Source organism: Synechococcus sp. O70.2, assembly GCF_047462135.1.
Lineage (GTDB): Bacteria > Cyanobacteriota > Cyanobacteriia > Thermostichales > Thermostichaceae > Thermostichus.
Genome location: NZ_JANSIS010000001.1, coordinates 432,938 through 457,824, shown reverse-complemented (window position 1 = coordinate 457,824; position 24,887 = coordinate 432,938). Strand labels below are relative to the sequence as shown.

The 24,887-nt window shown below is 59.9% G+C and carries 20 protein-coding genes; 9 read left to right on the top strand and 11 right to left on the bottom strand.

All coding sequences use genetic code 11. The annotated features are described in order from the left end of the window. The first annotated feature begins 49 nt into the window (after positions 1 to 49). Both hisS and NW812_RS02120 read left to right on the top strand, forming a co-directional pair. Positions 50 to 1,309, top strand: a complete 1,260-nt coding sequence (gene hisS, locus NW812_RS02125) for a histidine--tRNA ligase (protein WP_414393612.1) — start codon at positions 50 to 52, stop codon at positions 1,307 to 1,309. A 7-nt stretch (positions 1,310 to 1,316) separates the two neighbouring features. Further along, positions 1,317 to 2,807 carry a hypothetical protein gene (locus tag NW812_RS02120; protein WP_414393610.1) on the top strand — a complete coding sequence of 497 codons (1,491 nt, stop codon included), beginning with the start codon at positions 1,317 to 1,319 and terminating at the stop codon, positions 2,805 to 2,807. Position 2,808: 1 nt separating this feature from the next. On the opposite strand, the gene NW812_RS02115 is transcribed toward NW812_RS02120, so the two are convergent. The 4 genes from NW812_RS02115 to NW812_RS02100 form a co-directional block, all read right to left on the bottom strand. Further along, positions 2,809 to 3,645, bottom strand: coding sequence for a universal stress protein (locus tag NW812_RS02115; protein ID WP_414393609.1), 837 nt, complete (start codon positions 3,643 to 3,645; stop codon positions 2,809 to 2,811). Between the two features lie 101 nt (positions 3,646 to 3,746). Beyond that, positions 3,747 to 4,646 carry a hypothetical protein gene (locus NW812_RS02110; protein WP_414393607.1) on the bottom strand — a complete coding sequence of 300 codons (900 nt, stop codon included), beginning with the start codon at positions 4,644 to 4,646 and terminating at the stop codon, positions 3,747 to 3,749. A 28-nt stretch (positions 4,647 to 4,674) separates the two neighbouring features. After that, positions 4,675 to 5,784 carry a hypothetical protein gene (locus tag NW812_RS02105; protein ID WP_414393605.1) on the bottom strand — a complete coding sequence of 370 codons (1,110 nt, stop codon included), beginning with the start codon at positions 5,782 to 5,784 and terminating at the stop codon, positions 4,675 to 4,677. Further along, positions 5,781 to 7,400, bottom strand: a complete 1,620-nt coding sequence (locus tag NW812_RS02100; protein WP_414393603.1) for a hypothetical protein — start codon at positions 7,398 to 7,400, stop codon at positions 5,781 to 5,783. The genes NW812_RS02105 and NW812_RS02100 overlap by 4 nt, the downstream gene beginning before the upstream one ends. Before the next feature lie 276 nt (positions 7,401 to 7,676). On the opposite strand from NW812_RS02100, the gene NW812_RS02095 reads away from it, so the two are divergent. From NW812_RS02095 to NW812_RS02085, 3 genes are all read left to right on the top strand, one after another. Further along, entirely contained in the window at positions 7,677 to 8,078 is a 402-nt protein-coding gene (locus NW812_RS02095) for a cupin domain-containing protein (protein ID WP_414393601.1), read from the top strand. Positions 8,079 to 8,197: 119 nt separating this feature from the next. Next, entirely contained in the window at positions 8,198 to 10,132 is a 1,935-nt protein-coding gene (locus NW812_RS02090; protein ID WP_414393600.1) for a cellulose biosynthesis cyclic di-GMP-binding regulatory protein BcsB, read from the top strand. A 60-nt stretch (positions 10,133 to 10,192) separates the two neighbouring features. Then, positions 10,193 to 12,487, top strand: coding sequence for a glycosyltransferase family 2 protein (locus NW812_RS02085; RefSeq protein ID WP_414393598.1), 2,295 nt, complete (start codon positions 10,193 to 10,195; stop codon positions 12,485 to 12,487). On the opposite strand, the gene NW812_RS02080 is transcribed toward NW812_RS02085, so the two are convergent. The 3 genes from NW812_RS02080 to NW812_RS02070 all read right to left on the bottom strand — a co-directional run bounded on the left by NW812_RS02080 (position 12,484) and on the right by NW812_RS02070 (position 14,788). Continuing rightward, on the bottom strand, positions 12,484 to 12,903 hold the full coding sequence (locus NW812_RS02080) for a hypothetical protein (protein ID WP_414393597.1): 420 nt from the start codon (positions 12,901 to 12,903) through the stop codon (positions 12,484 to 12,486). The genes NW812_RS02085 and NW812_RS02080 overlap by 4 nt on opposite strands. Before the next feature lie 291 nt (positions 12,904 to 13,194). Beyond that, positions 13,195 to 13,656, bottom strand: coding sequence for a PhoD-like phosphatase N-terminal domain-containing protein (locus NW812_RS02075; RefSeq protein ID WP_414393596.1), 462 nt, complete (start codon positions 13,654 to 13,656; stop codon positions 13,195 to 13,197). A gap of 178 nt (positions 13,657 to 13,834) precedes the next feature. Continuing rightward, positions 13,835 to 14,788, bottom strand: a complete 954-nt coding sequence (locus tag NW812_RS02070; protein WP_414393595.1) for an RluA family pseudouridine synthase — start codon at positions 14,786 to 14,788, stop codon at positions 13,835 to 13,837. A gap of 312 nt (positions 14,789 to 15,100) precedes the next feature. On the opposite strand from NW812_RS02070, the gene ppsA reads away from it, so the two are divergent. The 3 genes from ppsA (at position 15,101) to NW812_RS02055 (ending at position 20,511) form a co-directional block, all read left to right on the top strand. Continuing rightward, positions 15,101 to 17,566, top strand: a complete 2,466-nt coding sequence (gene ppsA / locus NW812_RS02065) for a phosphoenolpyruvate synthase (protein ID WP_414393594.1) — start codon at positions 15,101 to 15,103, stop codon at positions 17,564 to 17,566. Positions 17,567 to 17,635: 69 nt separating this feature from the next. Continuing rightward, on the top strand, positions 17,636 to 18,904 hold the full coding sequence (locus NW812_RS02060; RefSeq protein WP_414393592.1) for a dihydrolipoamide acetyltransferase family protein: 1,269 nt from the start codon (positions 17,636 to 17,638) through the stop codon (positions 18,902 to 18,904). 437 nt (positions 18,905 to 19,341) lie between these two features. Next, positions 19,342 to 20,511, top strand: a complete 1,170-nt coding sequence (locus NW812_RS02055; protein ID WP_414393590.1) for a right-handed parallel beta-helix repeat-containing protein — start codon at positions 19,342 to 19,344, stop codon at positions 20,509 to 20,511. A gap of 644 nt (positions 20,512 to 21,155) precedes the next feature. On the opposite strand, the gene ndhI is transcribed toward NW812_RS02055, so the two are convergent. The 4 genes from ndhI to NW812_RS02035 form a co-directional block, all read right to left on the bottom strand. Continuing rightward, positions 21,156 to 21,788, bottom strand: a complete 633-nt coding sequence (gene ndhI, locus NW812_RS02050) for an NAD(P)H-quinone oxidoreductase subunit I (RefSeq protein WP_414393588.1) — start codon at positions 21,786 to 21,788, stop codon at positions 21,156 to 21,158. Between the two features lie 35 nt (positions 21,789 to 21,823). Next, complete coding sequence (gene nuoH / locus NW812_RS02045; RefSeq protein WP_414393587.1) at positions 21,824 to 22,945, bottom strand: NADH-quinone oxidoreductase subunit NuoH; 1,122 nt, start codon at positions 22,943 to 22,945, stop codon at positions 21,824 to 21,826. 61 nt (positions 22,946 to 23,006) lie between these two features. Beyond that, positions 23,007 to 23,210 carry a hypothetical protein gene (locus NW812_RS02040; protein WP_414393585.1) on the bottom strand — a complete coding sequence of 68 codons (204 nt, stop codon included), beginning with the start codon at positions 23,208 to 23,210 and terminating at the stop codon, positions 23,007 to 23,009. A gap of 29 nt (positions 23,211 to 23,239) precedes the next feature. Continuing rightward, entirely contained in the window at positions 23,240 to 24,424 is a 1,185-nt protein-coding gene (locus tag NW812_RS02035; protein ID WP_414393799.1) for an NAD(P)H-quinone oxidoreductase subunit H, read from the bottom strand. A 142-nt stretch (positions 24,425 to 24,566) separates the two neighbouring features. Here NW812_RS02035 and NW812_RS02030 point away from each other — a divergent pair, with 142 nt between their 5' ends. Continuing rightward, entirely contained in the window at positions 24,567 to 24,878 is a 312-nt protein-coding gene (locus NW812_RS02030) for a DUF3288 family protein (protein WP_414393583.1), read from the top strand. Positions 24,879 to 24,887: the final 9 nt, after the last annotated feature.

Here is a 24,887-nt window from a genome sequence, read left to right as displayed (position 1 = left end):
ACACGAACCCTTGCTTCCCAGGGCGGGGCTCTGGGTGAGAGGAACAGACATGGGGAAAATCCACGCGGTGCGGGGTACCCGCGACATCCTGCCTCAGGAGGTAAGGCTGTGGCAGCAGGTGGAGGCCAGTGCCCGCGAGATCTTGGGGCGGGCTAACTACCAGGAGATCCGCACCCCCATTTTGGAGCTGACGGAGCTTTTTGCTCGCAGCATCGGCAGTGCCACCGACGTGGTGGGCAAGGAGATGTTCTCCTTTAGCACCCGCGGCGAGCAGGAGGTGAGCCTGCGTCCCGAGAACACTGCCGGTGTGGTGCGGGCCTACATTCAGCATGGGCTGCAAATGGCGGGCGATGTGCAGCGCCTCTGGTACTGTGGGCCGATGTTTCGCTACGAGCGTCCCCAAGCGGGGCGGCAACGCCAGTTCCATCAGTTGGGAGTGGAGCTCCTGGGCAGCCGCGATCCCCGCGCCGATGCCGAGGTTATCGCTCTGGCCTGGGATCTGCTGCGGGCGGTGGGGGCGGAAAACCTCACCCTACGGCTCAACTCCCTTGGGGATCCGCAGGACCGGCTGGCCTATCGCCAAGCCCTGGTGGACTACCTCACCCCCTTGAAGGAAGAGCTGGATCCGGACTCCCAGGAGCGTCTTGGCCGCAACCCCCTGCGCATCCTCGACAGCAAGGATCCCCACACCTGCGCCATTGTTGAGAAAGCGCCCAAGCTGCCCGATTACCTTAGCGCTGACTCACGCGCCTTCTTCGAGCAAGTGCAAGCTCATCTCAAAGCCCTAGACATTCCCTATGAGCTGGATCCCTACCTGGTGCGCGGCTTGGACTACTACACCCACACTGCTTTCGAGATCGTCTCGCCGGAATTGGGCTCCCAGAGCACCGTCTGCGGGGGCGGCCGCTACGACGGCCTAGTGGAAGAGCTGGGCGGACCGCCGACCCCGGCCGTAGGCTGGGCCATCGGCATGGAGCGGCTGGTGTTGCTGCTGCAAAAGAAGCAGCTAGAGGGGGTGGCCAGGCCGCTGGACGTCTACGTGATCTCCCGCGGAGCCAAGGCAGAGGCCCAATCCCTTCAGGTTGCCCAGGCCCTGCGCCAAGCTGGTTTTTGCACCGAGCTGGATCTCAGCGGCAGCCCCTTTAGCAAGCAGTTCAAGCGGGCTAGCCGCAGCGGCGCCACTTGGGCTGTGGTCCTGGGAGATGCGGAAGCGGTGGCCGGCGAGGTGCAGCTGAAGCACTTGCCCACAGGACAGCAGCAAACCCTCCTGCAAGCTGAGCTGGTGAAGTATTTGCTCTCCCAGAGGTGACCGCGGAATGCTGAGTTTTTGGGTACGGCGCAACGGACAAGAAGAATGGCAGCCAGTACCAGCCGAAGGAGCCATTCTGGAGGAAGACACGTACACTGTCCTGGCCCATTGTCCCCAGCCCTACTTCACCATTACTGTGGAAGTTCGCCACCGCCCTTTGGCAGCAGAGGATGAGCAGGCCCCGGCGGAGGCGAAGACCTCGAAAAGAGATCTCTTGCTCCTGCAAACCCGTTCGGTGCGCACCAACGAGGAGGGGATCGCCATTATCTTGCCGGCCACTCGTCTTGCCCCTGGTTCCTGGGAACTGCACTGCCGCGATGCCGACTTGATAGCTGAGCTGTTTGGCGAGAAGGAGCTGAAGAATTGTCTGCGTTTCCAGGTCGTGCCTGCCCCGGCTCAGTCAGAACCAGCAGCCGCCTTGGTGGCCCAGCCAACAGAGCCCGAATCCGCTCCTCAGCCCAAAGAGCCTGCCCCCCCACCCGAGCTGTTTTCCCTCATGCACAGCGAACTGGAGGGATCCCCTGAGGAAGTACTGGTGTTGACGGGGCGAATTGGCTGCAGCGGCGAACTGCAGGTACGGCTTTGGCAGGAGGGGAGCCCGGATCCCCTTTTCCAAGGGCGACGGCAGATTCAACTCCCAGGACAGGCGCGAACGGCAGTGTTTAGCATTCCCCTCACCCTACCCAGCCAGCCCTGGGCTCGCCCTCTGCGGGGAGAAGTGTGCCTTGCTCCCTCCTCCTGGCAGCATCCAGAGCTGCTGAGAGTCCCCTTCTCTGTTCGCTGCCGCGGCCAGGGGGAAGGGCCACCCTCTTTGCCCCAGGAAGCAGAGCCACCCACCCCTGAGGCCAGCCCTGCCTCGACTACAACCTTGCTCTCCCCCGAGCGCACCCTGCAGAAGTTGTTGCGCATCTGGCAGCGCAGCGCCTCTGGGGGAAAAGAAGCTCCCGACCCGCTTCCGCCAGAAGAACTCCCAGCCTCCCCTGCCTCCCCAGCAGAGGCTGCAGCCAAAGCCAACGCCCAACCTGGGGTGGGGACTCTTCCAACTGAGCCGCCTGGCAAAGAGGCTGTCCTGCCAGCCCAAACCGAGATCCAGCCCACCTCACCTTCGGCTGTTATCGACCAAAACCCGGAAACCCTACCTTTGCCCCCAGGCGTGTGCCCAGCGCCCCAACTGCTGGTGCCCGAGCACCTGCGGGCAGGTGACAATTTTGACGTAGTGCTGCGTTTGCCCGCCTCGCTCAATTCTGCCAGTAGCTCGAGCGAGCAGCCTCCCTTGTGGATTAAGTTTTGGGTCAAGCATGGCCGCACCCGCTCTTTGGTGGATGGCCCTCGTTGGTTGCTGGACTTCTCCCGCAACGAGCAGGGGCAGTGGCAAGCTCTCACCCGCATGACCATCCCTCCCGGCGTCCCTGAGCTAATCTTCGAGGCTTGGGCCGTCAGCCCAGATCGCCAGCAGCAGAGCGACCGCGTGACGGAGCACCGCTCCATCTTGCCCTAGGTCAGTCTTGGACAGAGCGCACCATCAGCACTGGGCAGCCGATATGCACCCGCACGTAGTCGGAGACAGATCGTCCCAAGAGCCGATCCAAGTCGGGGATGCTACGGGCAATGCTGGGCCGGCGATCTGGGGATCCCATCACCAGCAGGTCGGCCTTGCTTTCTTCCGCCAGCCGGACAATCTCGGTGCCCGGATCCCCGACCGCCGTGAACACCCGATGGCTGATTTGGCGGCTTTTGAGAGTGGCAATGGCTTTATCCAGAACCTCGTCCCGAGCTTGGGCATCGGCATCCAGTTGCACAGAGGCTAGGAAAATCTGGGCTCCCGGGATGCCGGCCACTAGATCCAGGGCCGTGGCAAAGGCGGCCTGGGCGGCGGGGGAGTTGTTGAGGGCCACCATGACGTGGCTGGGGTATTTGACGTAGGCGTCGTCCTTGACCAGCAGCATGGGGCAGGAGGCAAGCTGGAACACGTATTGGCTGACCGAGTTCTGCAAAATGGCCATGATGCGGTTGCGCCCCCGCGATCCCATGACAATCAGGGGATTGGGTAGAGATTCCGCCACCTGCAGCACCACCACCTTGGGATCCCCTTCCACCAGTTGGGTGCTGATCTTCAGCCCAGGTCGCGGGGGAAAGGTCTGCAGCGTCTGGGCCAATAGCTCCTGCCCCCTTTGCCAGGCAGCCCGCATCTCCTCGGCAGAGGTCTGGGAAGGCACCGCATGCAGCAGCGTCACATGGCACTGGGCAAAGGCCGGCAAGGACAGGAGGGTATGCACCATCTGCTCGGTGGGGCCAGTGCCGTCGATGGCGGCAATGATGTTTTCAAAGCGAGGCATGGGATCCGTTCTCCTGGCCAACAGCTGCCAAGACTCATCCTAGATCTGGCGCTGCGGATCCCTGTTACCGAGGCGGGTATCCTGCAATATTTTGTTGGGTTTTAGTAACTCAGCCACACATAGCCGGTGAAGCCGCCGCCGGCATTGGTGTTGCGACCAGTCAAGAATTGAAACCCTCCTAGGCCCAGCGTTAACCCTCCCTCTAGTCGCCAGTTGAGCTGGCCGGAGAGCTTGAGGCTGTCGTAGTTGGGATCCTGAACGGCCAAATCCCCGAACAACAAAGGCGCACCGTTGCCCAGGGTGAAATCTCCATCCAAAGCCAGGATGGCCTGCAGCTCAGGAGTCAAATCAGCCCCAAGGGTTAAGTTGGCCTTGAGGCGATCGCCGGGATAGCCCAGGTAGTCCCGGAACGTGAGGCAGGAGTCGAAAAAGGCAGGCAGGGATCCCAGCTCGACATTGGCTGCCGCTCCTAAGCTGAAGTCGTAGCCAAAGACTCCGTACCCCAAGGGCAGGGGGGTATTTTCGGTGGCGTATCCAGGCGGGATGAGGGCCGTCAACTGAGCTGAGAAAAAGGGATCCCCCTCTCCCCAAGTATGGCGCAGGCCCAGCTCCAGATCCCGCAGGCCCTGGTTGCGCTGGGTTACAAGCTGGTCGCCGCTAGCAAAGCGATTTTCCAAAAAAACATAGCTGGTGTTGAGATTGAGGGTGAGTTGATCGCTAAGGCCAGTTTCAGTAAACAGGTTAAGGCGGGTCTCGCCGTACTCGGAAAGGGCCTGCTGCAGGCGTCCCTTCTGGTCAAAGCGGGTGCGGGGTTGGTAGACCTCGGGCTGCAGCGAGAAAAACGTCTTCCCTTCTCCGCGAGGAAAGCCACAGCCTGCCCAGGCTGGCAGCTCTAGACCCAAGACAAGGCTTAGGCCCAGCAGCCAGCTTCTTGCTATGGCAAAAGGCTTCATCTGGGGATCCCCAACAACAGCGCCGCCAAGGGGGATTGTATCTGCCAAAGGCCGTTTTGGGTCCTCGTCTCCACGGCTACACCCTCCTGGCAACAGCCGGCAAGCCCACCCGGGCCCGGAATTGCCGCGCTGCTGTCAGCGCCCCATAGGGATCCCCCTTGTAGAGGCCGTAGTGCATGAGAGACATGCGCCGCAGCCCCAGTTGCGACACCTCTTGCAGCCACTCCCGCCGGCTCATGATGGCAAAGTCCACCTGGACCGTGTCGGCCCGACCGCCGTTGGGGTGTTTTTCCTTAATCGAGGGCTCGTAGTGGGCCAGCATCAAGTTGCGGTGGATGGGGGCAAAGAGATGGCAACAGAGGCGGATCTGCTCCGGGTTACCGGGATCCGGGCCGTTCAGCTCTGGGTTAAACTCCCCTGGCCGCCGCTGGCGCATGGACTGGAAGGCGATCCCGTCCATCTGGATCATCGTCTCGGCAAAAGGCTCCACCATGCTGCGCCCCGACCCGCGCTGGGGATCGTCGAAGGTGGCAATCCACCCGCCCCAACAGAGGGCCACTTCGGCCTCTGGCAAACGCTCCTTGATGGCCTGGCGAGCTCTTAGGACGTTGCGCATGAGAGCCTGGTAGTAGGGGGCAGTGTCGGCGTTGTAGGTATCGGCAGGAATGCGCCAGTAGGAGAACTCGGTGGCCAAGCTCCAGTAAGTGGGGCGGCCTTGGGGGTTGGCTTGGGCAATATACCCCGCCAGCTCGGCTATGTCTTGGATAAACTGCTGGGAGATGTGGTAGTCGCCGCAGGGGCGGTGGGTGTCGTCTTCCCAGGTGATGATGTGGAGGGTATAGCCCCGCTCAAACCACTGCCGCAAAAGCCCGGCCTGGTGCCAGTTGCGCCAAAAGGAGAGATCCCCCTGGCGGTGGTCAAAGCTGTTGAGCCAGCCACTCAGGAAATGGGGATCCCACCCCTGCGCCACTGCCGCCACCTGCGGATCCGACTCAATCTCCCAGAGGAAGCGACCGGGATCTGCCCCGATGCCCACTTCCCAGCGGGCCAGCAGCTTTGACAAGTTCAGGTTCCCAAGGGCAACGTTTTCGGAGCCTTGACCACAGCCGGCAACTCCATAGGCAGCTAGCAGCGCTCCGCCCATCTGCAGCACCTGTCGCCTCGGCCATCGTCGTCTCCAGCTCATTCCGTCTCCTCCTCAAGCTTTACCTGGCGGGCCCACAGCCGCACTTGGGGGGAGCTATAAACTTCCCTGAAGCCCGGCAGCCCCTCAAAATTGAGCTCAGGCCAAAATTGCAGGATGCGATCGGCGCTCCGCAAGGGATCCGCTGGCCCCGCTACCAAGAGGTAGTCCACCCTTTCCTGGGGATGCTGAAGGGCCAGGGCAAACTCGTACTGGTGAGGAGTAAGGAAAGAGCGGGGATCCCTTGCCCAAAAGATAGCCTCAAAGTGGATGTCGTCGTCCACCAGCACTTTTTGTCCGGGCAACAGGTGGCGATAGAGATACTGCCCAACCTGGCGCTTTTCCTGCCGCTGTCTTCGCCATGTTTCTAGAGCTTGCCCGCTAGGAGTTACTTCGTACAGGTCTTGGGCAGCTTCCAACTGGGGGCTTATGGGTGCTACCTCTGCCACCAGTCGCTCCCAGAGATCCCGCTCTTCGGCTACCAAGGGCGCCCAAAAACCCGACTCTTGGCTTAGCCCATAGCCGGCGGTCAAGCAGTTCAGCCCCAAGAGAGCAGTGATCAACAAGCACTTAGCCCAACAGGGACCAGCTCCACGAGCGAGGTAGGCGCTCATCCCAAGAGGCAAGAGTGCCCAGAAAACAGCAAAACGGCATAGCTCTGGCAGAAACAGCCCTTGCCCTAGGGAAGCCAAGAGGAGCCCTAGCGGCATCCCCCAGATCAAGATCCAGACGCGACGGCCCAAACCGTGACCCAACAGGGATCCCATCCCCAACAGCAAATAGGCAGGAGCCAGCAGCGCCAGCCACTTCCCCGCTTCAAGCAGCCCCCGCCAGCCACCTACCTGCTGTAAGTCTTCCCGCAACTGGGGCAGCCGCAGGCCACTGCCCACCTGAAAGGTAAAGGCCCAGGGATCCCCCACCGACAGCCAGTTGACGTACAGCCAGCTCAGGATCAAGGCCAGACTGACAAAGCCTGCCACCAAAAGCGAAGCCAGCCGAAAACCCCAGGATTCGCGGCGAAAAGCCAATAGCAGCGCTATCGCCAGCCAGGGCAGCAGCCAGCTACTTTCCCAGCGCAGCACCATCAGAGGCCCCAAGGTCAGGCCAATGAGCAGCAGCCGCAGCGTAACGGGCAGCTCATCCTTCTCCGCTGCTTGTTTCTCATCGGCCAGGGGAAACAACAAGGCCATGTTCACCCCCAGCAAAAGCGAGGTAGCTGTCCAGGCGGGGCTACGCAGCAGCATCAGGATCAAAGCTGGCTGCAGCAGCAGCAACAAGCCCCACAGCCAGCGCCACCCCAGGCCGGCGGGCAGACGGCGCAACTGTTGCCCCATCCAGCCCAACAACAGGGCTCCCAAAATGGCCTGCAGCAACAGCGGCGATCGCCCCAAAATGGCCGTGGCCAGCACCAGGGAGGGGGGGAAAGTGGTGCCGACAATGGGCAGGCGCGGATCCGGCCCCAGGGCGGCTACGGATCCCTTGTAGCCAAGAAACTGCATCTCCAAGCTCACCCAGCCCCAGCCTTCCTTGAGCCCCCACAAAAGGCCAGCTAGGAGCAGCAACGGGATCCCGATGGGCGCAAAGAGCCTCCAGAAGGCTTTAAGCTGAGTTGCAAACATAGATGCTTCGTAAACAAATTCAACTACTAAACTTAACAATTGAGCTGGGAGACTTGGATCCTCTAGGGAATCCCAAAAGCGACTGGATGCCAACAAGCTTCAGAAAAACCATTGGGTGATGGGTGGGTGTTTTTGGGGATCCCTGCAGAGCCGTATTTTCGAGGCGTTTCTTCTACGCATTTTGGCGTATTGGGTTCAGCAAAATGGTCGATGAAAAGTTGGCGGGCTGCAGGTGAAGATAGGAAGGTCTTTGAACGGGAACAGGGTGTGACCTCAATGCTACAGTCTGCGCGGGACAGGGACAACGCGGCAATTCCAACGCTGGAGCTTTTGCCCTCCCAGGCAGAAGTCCGACCCTGGGGAGCCTTCTGGGTCTTGGATGAAGGGCCGATGTATAAGATCAAGCGCATCGAGGTCAAGCCTGGCCATCGCCTCAGCCTGCAGATGCACTACCACCGCAGCGAGCACTGGATTGTGGTGCGGGGTACGGCGCGGGTCACGCGGGGCGAAGAGGTGATGCTACTCAACTCCAACGAGTCCACCTACATCCCCCCCTGTACCAAGCACCGCCTGGAAAACCCTGGCACTACCCCTTTGGTCGTCATCGAGGTGCAGAACGGGGAATATTTGGGAGAGGACGATATTGTACGCTTCGAGGACGACTACGCTCGCACATAGGGTAGGCCCAAGACAAAAGGGCTCTCTTGTGGCCGGCTAATAACTTCTGAAGCCTGGACGGCTGCTCCCACCTTAGAGCTGGGCTTTGTCTGTGCATGTCTAGGGATCCAAACAAAAAGGTGAGCCAGAGGAGAAGACGATGGGCGCTGCTCGTTGCCAGTTTGCTGTGCTGCGTGCCGGTAGAGGCAGGACAAGCAGAGCCTCTTTCGTTCCAAAGGCTAGGCTACGAGCGCTCGGTGCTGCTGCAGGGATCCAACCCGCGCCTCGATGTTACCGTCCCTGCCCCTATCAATGGCGTTGATCCTGAAGCTAGCTTTGTGCAGTTGCGGCTGGAGCCCTCGCCAGTGCTGAAGCCTACTTCCACCGTGCGGGTGCTCATTAACGACGAACTGGCTGGGATCTTTCTGGTGGGAGATTTGCGGCAGGAGCCAGTGGTGCGGGTGCCGATCCCAGCTCTGCCCCCTGGGGAGCGCTTTATTACTGTCTCCGTCCAGCCTTTTTTGAGCATCAGCGATGACATCTGCGCCGATCTCAACACCGGCAATCTGTTGCTGACGGTGGGGCGGGACAGTTTCTTTGAGCTGGTGCCCCGCGTTCCGGATACCACGGTGGCTGGCTTTCTGCGCCTGGTATACCCTCAGCTTACTCTGGTGGTGCCAGCCAACCTCACTCCTGAAGCCGCAGAAGCGGCCCTTTGGCTCTATAGCTTGCTTTCCCACCTCTTTCCCCAGACCCCTATTCTCTGGAGCAACCGCCCGGTTGCAGGAGCTCAGGTTACCCTAGAACCGGCCAACTTCACCCCCCACCTGCAGCATGAAATTACCCCCGAGGGATCCCGCCTGCGAGTGGCCGCCCGCCGGGAAGCTATTCTTGCTCTCTATGAAGAATGGAAGCGGGCAGGTCTGGTGAGCCGAGGGATCCAGGTGGTGGCAGTATCCGATTTGGAGAAGGCTCTCAGGGCCAACCGCCTCAGCTTCCGTGAGCTGGGGATTGTGGATCCCCTGCTGCGGGGGTTTGGCAGCCAGTCGTTGGTGTTCAACTTCAACCTATCTCAACTGGGGGGGCGCCCGCGGGATCTGGCAGCGCAACTGGATGTGATCATGAACCCGGTGGATGGCCGAGTGGGAGATCGCCTGACGGGCTACGTGTTCTTGAACGGCGTTCTGCTGCGCACCTACAACCTGACAGGCCGCACCCAGCTCAACGAGACTGTTACTCTGCCCACCCGCCTGCTGCGCCGCTTCAACCAACTGGAGCTGCGCCTTGACTACGGGGCCAGCCCGGGCAATTGTCGAGGATTCCTGACCCCGCTGACTTTGCAAGTGCGTTCCGATAGCTCTGGCCTTCTCTGGAGCGGCTACCAAGCTCCCACTGGGGAGCTGCAAGAGATTCCAGCAGTGCTGCGGGGATCGGGCCAAGTGTGGCTGGGGGATCCGCAGTTGCTGCCGGCTGCCGCCTACCTGGTCGGTGCCCTCAGCCGGCTGGCTGCCCGACCGCTTTTGCCCGCCGTGAAGTTTCTGCCCAAAGAGGGAGGCAAACTGGAGAGCGGAAACTTCGCTTGGCAAATCCTGGTAGCCGCCCCGGAGCAGGTGGAGCTGAATAGCCCCATTCGGCTGGGATCCCAGTTTGAGATCCTCAATCCCTTAAACCAGCAGGTGGCCCTGGCTGCTCAACCACAAGAAAACCTTGGCCTGCTGCAGTACTTTTTGGTTCAGGGCAAGCCCACCCTGTGGCTGTCTTGGTGGGGATCCGATCCAGCTTTGGCAGAGCGCCTCAGCCGCGGCCTTGCCGATCCGCGCACCCGCCTGGCCAACCAGCTACAGGGAAACGTGCTCACTGCCTACGCTGCCACCCCCCAGCTCACCCAGGTACAGAGCTGGGATCTCACTCCTCAAGGCTATCGAGTGCGCTACCCCGGTCGCTTCAGTTGGCAGCTCCTGTTGTGGCAGTACCGCTACTGGCTGGTGCTAGTGCTGGCTCTCCTGCTGGCAGTAGGGGCCTGGAATACCTACCAACGCTTGGCCCGCCGCCCCGAATCCCCGACCCTCTCCTAGGGGGGCCAGTCATCGACTTCTGCTTGAGCCAGACTGAAGCCAAACCCAAACTTCGAGGCCATGCTGCAGTCGATTAAGTCCTGGCTGGTGCAGACAGGCTACCTCACCCGGCAGCAACTGGCGGAAGCCGAGGAGTACCGCGAAGCAGTGGGCTGCTCCTTGCCCAGGGCTCTTTGGAGCTTGCGGGCCATGCACCCCCGTCAGTTTGCTCGCCTCTGCTGTCAGATCTTGGATCGGCCCAAGCTGAGGAGCTGGTTGCTCGAGCATCCCCTCGACCTAGAGCTGCCTTGGCTGATCGAGCCTATCGATCTGGTGCCGGTGCGCTTTTTGCCCTGTGGCTGGCTCAACCCGCAAACCGTTGTCGTGGCCACTGAAGAGCCGGGCTACCCCGGCGTTTGGCAGGCTGTGAAACGCCTGTGCCCGGAAGCAGAAAAACTCTGGGAGATCCCGGCCACTGAAAAGCAGATCCTGACAGTTATCCTCGAACGCAAGCTGGCCGCCGATCTGCTGGGCAGCCGTCTTACCTTAGAGCAGTGGCAGCAGGCTTTGGACATCCGCCGCCGCACTGGATCCAACCTGGGGCAAGTGCTGACCCGTCTGAGCTATCTCTCGACTCCCGAGTATCTCAGCATCCTGGCCCATCTGCTGGGCTATCCTTCCGTCTCGGAGCTGATGGGGACAGGGCTGCTTTACCGCGACGAGAGCTTGAGCCGCCAGTTCGAGCCCGAGCTGATGATGCGCCACCTCTTCTACCCCTTGAACTGGACGGATGAGAACACCCTCACCGTGATGGTCAATGACCCACTGGACTGGGCGGTGGATGAGCTGCTCTACAGTTGGCGGCCAGGCTTGCGTATTGAAAAAGTTCTGGGCACCGAGCAGGATATCACGCAGCTTCTCAGCCAAGACCAGGGATCCCGCTTCAGCCAAGAGGCAGTCTACAAGCTGCTGACCCGTCTGCCGGAGGAATCGGCCTCGCGGGTGTTTACCCCCTCCCAAATTGCGGTAGGCTACGGCCTGCTGGTGCTGCTGCTGTGGGGGTTGGCCAGTGCTCCTTGGACAACCCTGACGATTTTGGTGTTGTTGGTCAATCTCTTCTATGTAGCCTCGATCTTCTTTAAGTTCGTGCTCAGCCTGGTGGGATCCGCCGATCGCTTCCACCAGATCTCCGATGAGGAAGTGGCTGCCCTCGATGACCGCACTTTGCCCATCTACACCATCCTGGTGCCGGTCTACAAAGAGCCAGAAGTCATCCCGATTCTCATCAACTCCCTCTCCAAGCTGGACTACCCCCACGAGCGCTTGGATGTGATCATCTTACTGGAGGAAAACGACCAGGCCACCATCGAAGCCGCTCGGGCCGCCAAGCCCCCCCGCTACGTGCGCCTACTCATCGTGCCAGATAGCAAGCCCAAGACCAAGCCCAAAGCCTGCAACTATGGGCTGGCCTTTGCCCGCGGCGAATACCTCACCATCTACGACGCTGAGGATATCCCCGACCCTGACCAACTCAAAAAAGCGATCATCGCCTTCAAAAAAGGGGATCCCAGCTTGGTCTGCGTCCAGGCCGCCCTCAACTATTTCAACCGCAACGAGAACTTCCTCACCCGCATGTTTACGCTGGAGTATTCCTACTGGTTTGACTACCTCCTGCCAGGCTTGGAAACTCTGAAAATGCCCATCCCCCTGGGAGGCACGAGCAACCATTTCCGCACCGACCGCCTGCGGGAATTGCAGGGGTGGGATCCCTTTAACGTTACCGAAGACGCCGATCTAGGCATCCGCGCTAGCCAGCACGGCTACACGGTGGGGGTGATCAACTCCACCACCTACGAAGAGGCCAACTGTGCCCTCAAAAACTGGATCCGGCAGCGCTCTCGCTGGATCAAGGGCTACATTCAGACTTGGCTAGTCCACAACCGCCACCCCCTGCGCTCGTTGCGCAAACTGGGCCTCAAAAACTGGCTGGCCTACCAATTTTTCATCGGGGGCAGCTTCTTCACCTTCCTCACCAGCCCCATTATGTGGCTGCTCTTTTTCTACTGGCTGCTCACCCGTGCTCATTGGCTGCAAAACATTTTCCCGAGTTGGCTGATCTACCTAGGCTTGTTCAATCTCCTGGTAGGAAATGCCATCGGGATCTACCTAAACTTGGTGGCTGTCTTCCGACGCGGCTACTACGATCTGGCCTTCTATGCCCTGCTCAACCCCATCTATTGGCAGCTCCACTCCATCGCAGCCTATATGGCCCTGTGGCAGCTTTTTACCAAGCCCTTCTACTGGGAGAAGACCGTCCATGGCATAAGCAAGTTTACCCACGCCAAAGTGCAAGAAGCCACCCAAAAAGCAGGCTAGGCTGCTGACTTGGCTTTCCAAGCCGTGGGGGCGAAGTTAAGGACAGCCGGCGCCCCTTTAGAAGCTGTAGTCCGAATTACAATCACAGCGCAACCACGCGGGTGGAGACAGCTAGCCATAATCACCTTAACGGCAAAGTTTCCCTCGTAGGGTGCTTGCACAATGGGGAAATCGTCCAAGAGTTCGTCTGTAGCCAACACTTGACCACTGGCATCGTAAAGCACCAGATCCACATCGAAGCAATCCCGATCACACTGCGCCCAGATGTTTTCACCTTGGTAGAAGTAGCCTGTAACTACGGTCGATTGTCCATTAAGAAGCCACAAACTACGGCTCTGAGCCCAGGCGGCAGCACCCCCGACAACCGCGGCTGCCCCTATCAGGCTTGCCATCAACCAGCCCCGCACCGAAGCCATAGGAATGCCCTCCTTACTGAAGAACGGAGAAAGAATGGATTTGGCTACAGGGATCCACCTCAACACCCACACTCTAGCAGCCAACTCTGTTTCTCCCGAATGATCCAGATCACGTTAAGGATCCCATGTTGAAAATCGCAAAAAAGGGATCCCGACCAGAGCGGGGATCCCTTGATTTCGATCAGAGTAGGGTGGATAAAATCTGCCTAAAGCCCTCTATTTTTCTAGGCCGGAGCTGTCTAGCTCCTCACTGGGGCAGAATCAGTTCTCCGCGGCGTCCCAGGGGATCGGTCAGAACACTGCCGGTGGGGCCTTTGGAGCTGGCAGGGTGCGGAACTGGCCCACGGGGCTGGTAAACCCCTCGCTAACAAAACGGTAGAAATAGCGCTGCGCCGGTCTTAGGCCGGTGACGACGGTGCGGACAATGTAGTCGCCTGGCTCGGTGCGGTAGTTGCGACCGGCCACGCGGCAGGCAGTGAGGGAAACCTGCTGCAGAATGGGGCTGAACCCAGCATTTTCCGCCACCTGCAGCGTCACCGCCACCGTATCCACGCTGCTAGCCGGCACCACCCGCGTCGAGAGCACCGCCCCTTCGGGGGTAGGATCCCCGGCAAACACCCCCTGGGGAAATCCCGGCTCCCCCAGCGGCGGGATAGAAGAACTGGAGGTGCCCCCACAGGCGGCCAGGGCAGCTGCCCCACCCCCAAACATCAACAACTGCAGGAAAAAGCGACGGGAGCTCAGGGAACTCATAAGGCTAACCTCAGCGACGCCGGCAAATGTAAAGGGATCCGCAACAATGGCTAGTTGCCTTTAGTCAAGCACTTTTGCCCCCGAACGGAGGTTGTGGATTGGTGAAAGCTGGGTTAGCTTCTGTTTAAGAACGCCGAGCTCCGTGCCCTAGCTTTTTGCAATCCTGCTTGCCTCTCCCTTAGCCAACCTGGCTGCGCAACTGCCGCAGCAGCCGCTCAAGCTCCTCTGGCAAGGGAGCGGTAAACTGCAGTGGCTGGCCAGTGCGTGGGTGAACAAAGGAGAGCTTCCAGGCGTGGAGAGCTTGGCCGCTTAGCTTGACGGGGCTGGTTTTGCTCCGGGTGTAGAGGGGATCCCCAACAATGGGCAGGTGCAGGTGGGCGGCATGCACCCGAATCTGATGGGTGCGACCGGTCTCCAGCTCAAACTGCATTAGGGTGTAGTTGCCCAGGCGCTCCAGCACCTGCCAGTGGGTTACCGCTGCTCGCCCTTGGCCGGGGGGCAGGACGGCCATCTTCTGCCGATCCACCGGGTGCCTCCCAATGGGGGCAGAGATAGTGCCTTGGCTCTGGGCAGGACGCCCGAACACCACTCCCAGGTAGATGCGCCGGGCAGTTTTGGCTTGAATTTGGGCCTGCAGGTGCTGGTGAGCCTGATCGTGCTTGGCAATCACCAAGGCGCCGGTGGTGTCTTTGTCCAGGCGATGGACAATCCCCGGACGCAGTTCGCCGTTGATCCCCGAAAGGTGAGGACAATGGGCCAGCAGCGCATGCACCAGGGTGCCGCTGGCGTGTCCGGGAGCAGGATGCACCACCAGGCCGCGCGGCTTGTTGAGGACGAGGAGATCCTCGTCTTCGTAGAGGATGTCCAAGGGGATCGGTTCCGGCTGCAACGAGGTTGGGGTGGCTGGCGGGATCCGCACCTCGATCTGATCCCCCGCTTGCAGGGGGCGATCCTTATCCAGGCAGGGCTGACCATTGAGCCAAACCTGGCCCTGGCGGATGAGCTGCTGCAGGCGCGAGCGAGATAGATCGGGCAGTTGTTCTGCCAACCCGCGATCCAGCCGCAAGCCCTGCTGTTTCTCCGTCACCGTCACCCGGCGAATTTCTGCCACTGGATCTCTGGGGTCTTCCATTTGCCTTGTTTCCGCAAACTGCTGCTTTGAAAACATTGTGGCAGAGCGGTTACTTTTGCATTAGGTAAAAAAGGTCGAAGATTTGTGTCAGCTTTCTCAGCAGGATCTTGGCAGGATTGGCTTTGTGTCATCTCCTTCTCAGGTTTCTCTAGGGGGCTGTGCCGGGACTTTAACCAGAGAAAAACCCTCAGTACAGTGGGGGTATAGCTCCTTAAAGCCGGGCCAGATTCTGGCTGGGGAAAGTTTCTTGCTACACGCAAGTGTTGCAACACTTATTACACAGTTGGTCCGCTGGGTACAAGGAGGCAAGGCATGTTGGATGGAGCAGCGCTGGGGTCCCCGCTTCAGCAACCCCCTCAACGCCAGCTTGGCTCAGAGCCGCCCTTGGTTTTGTCTCTCACAGAGGTGGGCCTGCGGGATATTGCTCAGGTAGGCGGGAAAAACGCCTCCTTGGGAGAAATGCTGCAGCAGTTAGCCCCCAAAGGGATCCGCGTGCCCCTGGGGTTTGCCACCACTGCCCATGCCTACCGCCAGTTCATTGCCGCTGGCGGCCTCGAGGAGAAGCTGCGGGAGATCTTCAAGGACCTAGACATCGAGGATGTGCGGAACCTGCGCGAGCGGGGCAAAGCTGCCCGCACCTTGATCCTGCAGACACCTTTCCCACTGGAGTTAGAGCAGGCCATTGCCGAAGCCTACCAGAAGCTGTGCGAGCGCTACGGCCCTGACACCGATGTGGCGGTGCGCTCCAGCGCCACGGCGGAAGACCTGCCCGACGCCAGCTTTGCCGGCCAGCAGGAGACCTACCTCAACGTGCACGGAGTAAAGGCGGTGCTGAATGCCTGCCACCGCTGCTTTGCCAGCCTGTTTACCGACCGGGCCATCTCCTACCGCCAGATCAAGGGCTTTGACCACTTTCAGGTGGCCCTCTCGGTGGGGGTACAGAAGATGGTGCGCTCGGACTTGGCCTGTTCGGGGGTGATGTTCTCCATCGACCCAGAAACCGGCTTCAAAGATGCGGTGCTGATCACCGCGGCCTATGGCCTGGGGGAAAACGTGGTGCAAGGGATCGTCAACCCCGACGAATACGTGGTCTTTAAGCCTACCCTGAAGCAGGGGCTGCGGCCCATCCTCTCGCGCAAGCTGGGCAGCAAGGCCCTGAAGCTGGTCTACGACGAGGAGGGATCCCGTTTCACCAAAAACGTACCCGTCCCCGAAAGCCTGCGCCGGCAATATGCCCTCAAGGACGACGAGATCCTGGAGTTGGCTCGCTGGGCCTGCCTTATCGAAGAGCACTACTCGGCGCTGCGGGGCCGCTTCACTCCCATGGACATCGAGTGGGCCAAAGATGGGATCACGGGCGAGCTGTTCATCGTCCAGGCCCGCCCCGAGACGGTGCAGTCCCAAAAGGCGGCCAACCGCCTCAAGACCTATCGCTTGACGCAGCCACAGGCGCGCCCAGAACCCCTGGTTCGGGGACGAGCAGTGGGGGAGGCCATTGGCCAGGGCACAGCTCGGGTCATTTTGGATGTGCGCCGCTCGGATCAGTTCCAAGCGGGCGAGGTGCTGGTGACGGAGAAAACAGATCCCGACTGGGAGCCGATCATGAAAAAGGCCAGCGCCATCGTCACCAACCAAGGGGGGCGCACCTGCCATGCGGCCATCATCGCCCGCGAGCTGGGGATCCCGGCCATTGTTGGCTGCGGCAACGCCACGCAAGTACTCCGCTCCGGCGATCCTATCACCGTCTCCTGTGCCGAAGGGGAGGAAGGGCGCGTCTATCCTGGCTTGCTGTCCTATGAAGTTACAGAGATCCCCCTCGAGAAGCTGCCCCGCCCCCGCACCCAACTGATGATGAACGTGGGCAACCCGGAAAAAGCCTTTGGCCTCAGCGAGATCCCTTGCGATGGCGTAGGTCTGGCGCGGCTGGAGTTCATCATCGCCAACCACATCCAGGTGCACCCTCTAGCGTTGGTTCACTACGAGGAGGCGGTCAAGGAGGAGCCGCGCCTGGCAGAGCTCACCGCCCAGTATTCTGACAAGCCGGAGTACTTTGTGGACAAGCTGGCCCAGGGAGTGGCCACCATCGCCGCTGCCTTCTACCCCAAGCCGGTGATCGTGCGGCTATCGGACTTCAAGAGCAACGAATACGCCCACCTGCTGGGTGGATCCCGCTACGAGCCTCACGAGGAAAACCCCATGATTGGCTGGCGGGGGGCCTCCCGCTACACCGATCCCCGCTATCGCGACGGCTTTGCCCTTGAGTGCCGGGCCATGAAACGGGTGCGGGACGAGATGGGCCTGACCAACGTCATCTTGATGATTCCCTTCTGCCGCACCCCCGAAGAAGGGCACAAGGTGCTGGAGGAGATGGCCCGCCACGGCCTGGTGCGAGGGGAAAACGGCCTGCAGGTGTACGTCATGTGCGAGCTCCCCAGCAACGTCATCCTGGCCGACGAGTTCTGCCAGATCTTCGACGGCTTTTCCATCGGCTCCAACGACCTCACCCAGCTCACCCTGGGGTTGGATCGCGACTCCGCCCTGGTGGCTCATCTTTTTGACGAGCGCCACGAGGCGGTCAAGCGGATGATCGCCCGGGTAATCCAGACCGTGAAAAGCCACGGGCGCAAGATTGGCATCTGTGGCCAGGCCCCCAGCGACTACCCTGACTTTGCCCGCTTCCTAGTGCAGCAAGGGATCGACTCCATTAGCCTCAACCCGGATTCCCTGCTGAAAACTCTGTTGGTGGTGGCTGAGGCGGAAGGCGATGGTACCCAATAGGCTCAGGGGGCTGCGCTGGGATCGCGTTGGCTGGGTTACAATCTTCTCTGCTGTGTTGCCATCCCCGCCATGATCCACGAACTCTCCATGCCGGCCCTCAGCTCCACCATGGAAACGGGCAAGATCGTTGCCTGGCTGAAAAACCCCGGCGACCGGGTGGAGAAAGGGGAAAACATCCTGGTGGTGGAGTCGGACAAGGCGGACATGGATGTGGAGTCCTTCCACAGCGGCATTCTGGCCAGCATCCTGGTACCGGCAGGGGAATCGGCGCCGGTGGGCACGCCCATTGCCCTCATTGCCGAAACCGAAGCAGAGGTGGCCGAGGCTCAAGAGAGAGCTAAGGCCCTCTCTAAGGGTGCTGCGCCACTAGCTACGCCTAGTGCAGCCTCTGTCCCCCCAGTGCAACGGCCAGCCTCTGCCCCTGCAGCGATCTCCACCTCCGCACCCCCAACTGGCTCCGACGGGGCCGGATCCCAGCGGATCCTGGCTTCCCCACGGGCAAAGAAACTGGCAGAGAGCTTGGGGGTTGACCTGAGCACTGTGCGCGGCTCTGGCCCAGGGGGCCGCATCGTAGCGGAAGATGTGGAGCGGGCCGCAGCTCAGGCTGCCTCTGCCCCGGCGGCAGCTTTTTCCTCGGCTGCTCCTCCCCCTGTCTCTGCGCCCTTGGGAGAAGTGGTTCCCTTGAGCACCCTGCAGGCGGCGGTGGTGCACAACATGAACGCCAGCCTGGGTGTGCCAGTGTTCCACGTCGGCTACACCATCACAACCGACAGCTTGGATCAGCTTTACCAACAGGTGAAGCCCAAGGGGGTAACGCTGACGGCCCTTTTGGTTAAAGCTGTGGCCCTCACTCTAGAAAAGCACCCCCTCCTCAATGCCAGCTACACAGAAAACGGGATCCACTACAAAGCGGACATCAACATTGCCGTGGCGGTGGCCATGGAGGATGGGGGCCTAATTACCCCTGTGCTCAAGCAAGCCAACCGAGTTGACCTGTACGAACTCTCACGGCGTTGGAAGGAGCTGGTGGAGCGAGCGCGGCGCAAGCAACTGCAGCCAGAAGAGTACAACAGTGGCACCTTCACCCTCTCCAACCTGGGCATGTTTGGGGTGGATCGCTTCGACGCCATCCTGCCCCCCAACCAAGGGGCTATCTTGGCCGTTGGCGCTGCTCGCCCCACCGTGGTGGCTACGCCGGAAAAAGCCATTGCCATTCGCTCCCAAATGCAGGTTAACCTCACCTGCGACCACCGCGTCATTTACGGCGCCCACGCTGCGGCCTTCTTGCAAGATCTAGCCCAGTTGTTGGAGCAAAAGGTGGAATCCCTGACGCTGTAGAACTCAATAAGGGGCAGGCTGGGATCTACCTCAAGAGCCTAGGCGTGGATGCCGACGCTAATGTTGTGGGTGCAGAGGACGAGAGCTGAGCAATCTCGGTCAAGCTCCGCCAGAATCCGCTCGCGCTACTCTCGGTACTAAAGCCAAGGGCACTGAGGTTGGCTAGCTCTGGCTCTACCGGTTCTCGCACATCGATGAGTTGCAGCGGGGCAGCCCCAGGATCTCTTAAGCGGGCAGCCAGCTGTTGCGCGCGACCGGGCGAATGAAAGAGAACATGGCTGACCTGTAACTTATCTGGATCCGTTCCTAGGATATACCGGCTCAGCATCTGCTCTGGGCTGCTTGCAAGTGGTCGTGGTTGGCCGACAACGCTAGAACTTCAAATTTCCCTACTGATTGCAGACCCTCTGCCAAGATCCCCTTTAGGAGGCTCTGCTTTGCTGACTCTGTTGGCAGGGATCGCTTTTGGCTGTGGAGGAGGCACAGGCAACTCTCCCCCTCTGCCGTCGCCAGGTAGTGGATCTGTCGTCCTGCAAGTGGATCCGGCCAGGGGCCCCTTTACCAGACTGGCAGACGCAGTTGCAGAGGCGCAGCGACTTCAGACTGCCACAGCCGGCCTGGAGGTGCTGATCGAGATTTTGGGGACGGGCAGGGAAACTTTGCAACAAAGCAACCTGGCCCTGGATGGCGGCGATGGCACCAACGGCGGTCGCATTCGCATCACCAGCTCCACCGCCTATGAGATCCTGACCGGGCCCTTTGACGTGATTGTAGCCAGCCAAACCAGCCTGCAGGGAGTAGATGTGGTGCTGGGGGGTGGACGGGTGCAGGTGAACAACGGCACTTTTCAGCCGCGCAAGGTCACCCTCAACGACCCTCGCTCCACCATCTTGGTCAACGGCAATGCTGCGGTTCTAGAGGGAGCCGAGATTTTGTGCCAGCAATTTTTGGATCCCTGTGTGCAGATCTCTGGGAATGGCCGGGTCAGCCGTGTCTCGCTGATGGTCAGTAAAACGGGTGGGGTGGGCATAGGCACTGTGCCGGGCAGCGATCCCACCCTTGAAAACAACACAATTCTCCTGCAGGCTTTGGGGGCTTTGGCCGTTCGCTATGGTGACAACTCCGGCGGGACCTTCCGCAACAACCAAATCGAAGGGGATCCACCCACAGCTGGAGCCGGCTTGGTACTGCAGGCGCGGCAAGCAGGTACGAGTGGCACTACCGGGATTCAGCTGGATGGGGCAGGCTCAATTCCATCCATTCAATCCAACCAGATCGGCGTGGGCAGGATAGCCGGCAGTGTCGGCATTCGTATTTTGCAGGGAACCCAGGCCCGCACCATTTCTGGGAATACGTTCCTAGCTCGGGGCGAGGGCGTGGGAGTGGCAATTCAGGCGGCCCCCGGCACCCCAGATGCGGTAGTTGCAGCCTACCTGGCTGGCAATACTTTCCAAGGAAACCTTGCTCAGAGGGTCACTGTGGAACCTGCGCCCACGCCAACTCCTGAACCGACACTCTCTCCCACTCCTACACCGACACCCTCTCCCACTCCCACTCCTACACCGACGCCAACTCCCACCCCCACTCCTCCAGCCCTTCAATTTTGAGTTGGAACACCATCGATGACCTTGACCTGCGTGTTAGTGGGCCCAATGGGTATAATTTTGCTAGAGATAGGGACGCCAATGCCTTCTGTCTTGACGTAACCGAAAATCCTGTGGAGAATGTCTTTTTGACTTCCACCCCGCCCGAGGGGACATACCTCATCAAGGTGATATTGTACGCTCGCTGCTCCGAATCAACTGATCCCATTCCCTTTACCGTAACGGTTCGCAGGAGCGGAAACGTCGTGCAGACTTTTAGCGGCTCGGCCACATCCCCTGGCTTGGCGGGTGAGTTTACGTTTTCCTTCCCCTGAAGTTAGCCAAGGCTGGCAGCCATCTGCCCTGCCCACGTATGGCCATTTTGGTTCAGACTAGGACACCACACCTATACTCATACTCAGATCTTTGATTGCAGATCACAGGGTTCAGAAGACCTTATTTCTGCGCCCCAGGCATCTCCTTCCCACTAAGGACAGCTCCAACTTCGCGGCCTCGACGCTTTTTCTGGCCATCACCTTGCGGCAGCGGGCGATGCTGGAAAGCAGTCCCACAAGTTCAAACAGTCACATCCCCTGGGAAAGGGGCTAGGGGTGGCGGACAGCGGCGCGGAGCGCTTTGCGTCAGCATGAGTGCGGGAGTATGTCACGCTATTCCGCAGCAGCCTTGGCTGCTTTCGCTTCGGCTTCCTTAGCAGCTTTGGCCGCTCTCATTTCCGCCAGAATCTCCTCCGGTCGTTTGCCAGCTCGCTGGGATCCAGCAGGCAAGTCGTGGGGATCGATCACCCCCTTGGGCAGGTAGGCAAACTCCCGCAGAGGTGTCACCATTGGATCCTCTGTTACTTTGGAAGGCAGGCGACCTAGCGCCACCTGATGGTAGTTCAGCTCGTGGCGGTCGTAGGTGGCTAGCTCATAATCTTCGGTAACCGAGAGGCAATTGGTGGGGCAAAACTCTACGCAGTTGGCGCAGAAAATGCATACTCCAAAATCGATGCTGTAGCTGTAGAGCTCTTTTTTCTTCAGCTCGGTGTTGTAGACCCAGTCCACCACGGGCAGGTCGATGGGGCAAACCCGAACACAGATTTCACAGGCGATGCATTTATCAAACTCAAAATGGATACGTCCCCGAAAGCGCTCAGAGGGGATCAGCTTCTCAAAGGGGTACTGAACAGTCACGGGCCGGCGGTTCATGTGGTCGAAGACGACCCCCATCCCCTGGCCAATGTACTTAGCAGCCTTGAAGGCATCGCTTACGTATTCGCCAACGCGCTTTAGAAAAGTCATGACCTATTTCCTCTCCCTTGCTGCTTCTACTTTCATTAACCCCCGAAAAAGGTTGGGAAGGCCAGCTTCAAAGCTGCCGTCAACAGCAAATTGACAAACGAGACGGGCAGCAGAAATTTCCACCCCAAGTCCAAGAGCTGGTCAATGCGCACCCGCGGCACGGTCCAGCGCAAGAGGATAGCCAAAAACACAAAGATAAAGGCCTTGACCATCGTCATAACAATGCCCAAGGCTGCGGCTGCAATCTGCAAAAAGGGATTGTCTAGCGGGATCCCCATCCACGCCGCAATAGCTTCCACCGGCACCACGAAGGACCAGCCCCCCAGGTACAGCACTGCCGCAATTAGGGAGGCCAGCAGCAGGTTGGCGTAGGAGCCTAGATAAAACAGGGCAAACTTGATGCCGGAGTACTCGGTGTGGTAGCCAGCCACCAGCTCTTCCTCGGCCTCCGGTAGGTCAAAGGGAATCCGCTCCGTCTCTGCCAGCGCCGAGATCAAGAAAATGACAAAGCCAATCGGCTGCCGCCAGACGTTCCAACTAAGGATCCCCAGGCCACTTTGCTGCTCCACGATCCCCACAGTGTCTAGGCCGTTGCTCATCAGCACCACCGCCAGCACCGACAGGGCCAAGGGCAGCTCGTAGCTAATCGATTGGGCCGCCGCTCGCAGACCCCCCAGCAGGGAATACTTGTTGTTGGAGCCGTAGCCGGACATCAACAAGCCAATGGGCTGCACGCTGGAGGTGGCGATCAGAAAAAGGACGCCGATGGCGATGTTGGAGATCAGTAGGTTTTGGCCGAAGGGAACCACCAGATAGCACAGAAAGACGGGCAGAAAAACCAGGATGGGACCCAGCGTGAACAAAACTGGGTCAGCTAGGCTAGGCAGTACATCTTCCTTCGTTAAGAGCTTGATGCCATCGGCAATCGGGATCAGTACCCCGTGGGGCCCAGCCATGTTGGGGCCAATCCGCTGTTGGGCCGCCGCCGAGATCTTGCGCTCCAGCCAGGTCATGACCATCACTCCCAAGGTGGCGGCGATAACCATGAGCACCATGGGCAGAGGTACCCATAGAGCGTGGGCAGCGCCTGGGCTTAGGCCCAAGTTTTGCAGGGCCGTCTCAAAGCTGTGCTGCAAGTCGATGCCAGCAGTGGTCATGGAGTCAAGTAGCTCCCTAAAGACAGTGGATTGCAAAAAACTCTCGATCCTATGCTGCTAGTTAGGTCTTGCCGTTGGGATCCGACTGGGGAGGGCGGTGGCGGCGGCGTAGCTCCTGTTGAATGATGGCCTGGAGGCGGGCATCGGATAACTCTTCGGCACGGCGACGCCTTTCTTCTTGGTACTTGGCCCATTGCTTGGGGCCAATAATTGCGGCAATGGTTACAACAATTAAAAGCGGCAGAACCAAGATCGCCCAGGCCATCGCCTTTGTCCTCGCTTTCCTAGAGTATCTTAGCGATCCACCTCCCCCATGATGATGTCGATGCTGCCCAGAATGGCAATCATATCGGCCACCTTCATGCCGCGAACCAGCTGAGGCAACACCTGGAGGTTGACAAAGCCAGGCGGACGAATCTTCCAGCGCCAAGGACAGACATTGTCGTCGCCAACAATGTAAATCCCCAGCTCCCCTTTGGCGCTCTCCACCCGCACGTAGGCCTCCCCTTTGGGGATCTTGAAGTTGGCCGAGGGCTTCTTGCTGATGAACTGGTAGTCCAGTTGATTCCACTCCGACTTTGGCCCCTCCAGCATGCGTTTGGCTTCCAGATTTTCAAAGGGGCCGCCGGGCAGGGCCTTCACTGCCTGCTGGACAATTTTGCAGGACTCGCGCATCTCCTTCATGCGCACCCGATAGCGGGCCAGGCAGTCCCCTTCGGGGTAAACGGCCACCTCCCAGTCGAAGTCGTCGTAGCACTCGTAGTGGTCTACTTTGCGCAGATCCCAGTTGACGCCGCAGGCCCGCAGCATGGGTCCAGAGAGGCCCCAGTTGATGGCATCCTCCTTGGAAATGACCCCCACCCCTTCCAGCCGCCGCCGGAAGATGGGGTTGTCGGTAACCAACCGTTCGTACTCATCCACTTTGGGCAGGAAGTACTCGCAAAAGTCCAAACACTTTTCCGTCCAGCCGTAGGGCAAGTCCACCGCCACGCCCCCGACGCGGAAGTAGTTGTTGTTGATGAGGCGCATGCCGGTGACGGCTTCAAACAGGTCTAGAATCCACTCCCGCTCCCGCATGGCGTAGAGGAAGGGGGTTTGGGCGCCCAAGTCCGCCAAGAAAGGGCCAAACCAAAGTAGGTGATTGGTGATGCGGGTTAGCTCCAGCATGATCACCCGCAGGTAGCTAGCCCGCTTGGGCACGCTGATCCCGGCCAGCTTCTCGACGGCGTTGACAGTAATGGCCTCGTTGAACATGCCAGCCCCATAGTCCCAGCGGGAGACGTAGGGCAAGTATTGCACCACGGTGCGGTTTTCGGCAATTTTTTCCATGCCGCGGTGCAGATAGCCAATCACGGGCTCGCAGTCGACGATGTTTTCACCATCGAGGGTGACCAGCAGGCGCAAGACCCCGTGCATGGAAGGGTGGTGCGGCCCAAAGTTGAGCAGCATCCGATCGGTACGAGTCTCGATCATAGGCATGGGCATGGCCACCACCTCCGCAATGAGGTTCATACTCTGCAACAATTGCAGTATAGCGGCTTTCCCACTTTTCCTCGATGGCTTTAGACATCAAGGATCCCAATCCTCGCCATTGGGCTTGGCTAAAAAAGGAGGGAGGGCGATGACCGGTTCTTCTGCCAATGGCTCCTCTCGACGCGAGCAGCAACACCCGCAATACCACATCGATCGAGCTCTCCTCAACGAGCTGATGGCCCAGGAGGGCCCTCCCTCCGATTGGGCGCTGGCGGAAGTGGCCCGTCTGCGCATCCGTTACCATGGTTTCCCCGGCGCCTGGGATCTACAGAGAGATTTGGATCAGATCCTGGAGCAGTGGGGCCTCAGCGAAGAAGAGCTATTCACCCGCACTCGCCAAATCCACGCCCTCGGCCAGGTGTACAACCGCAGCTTTACCACCCGAGACGATTGGGCTTAGGGGAGACTT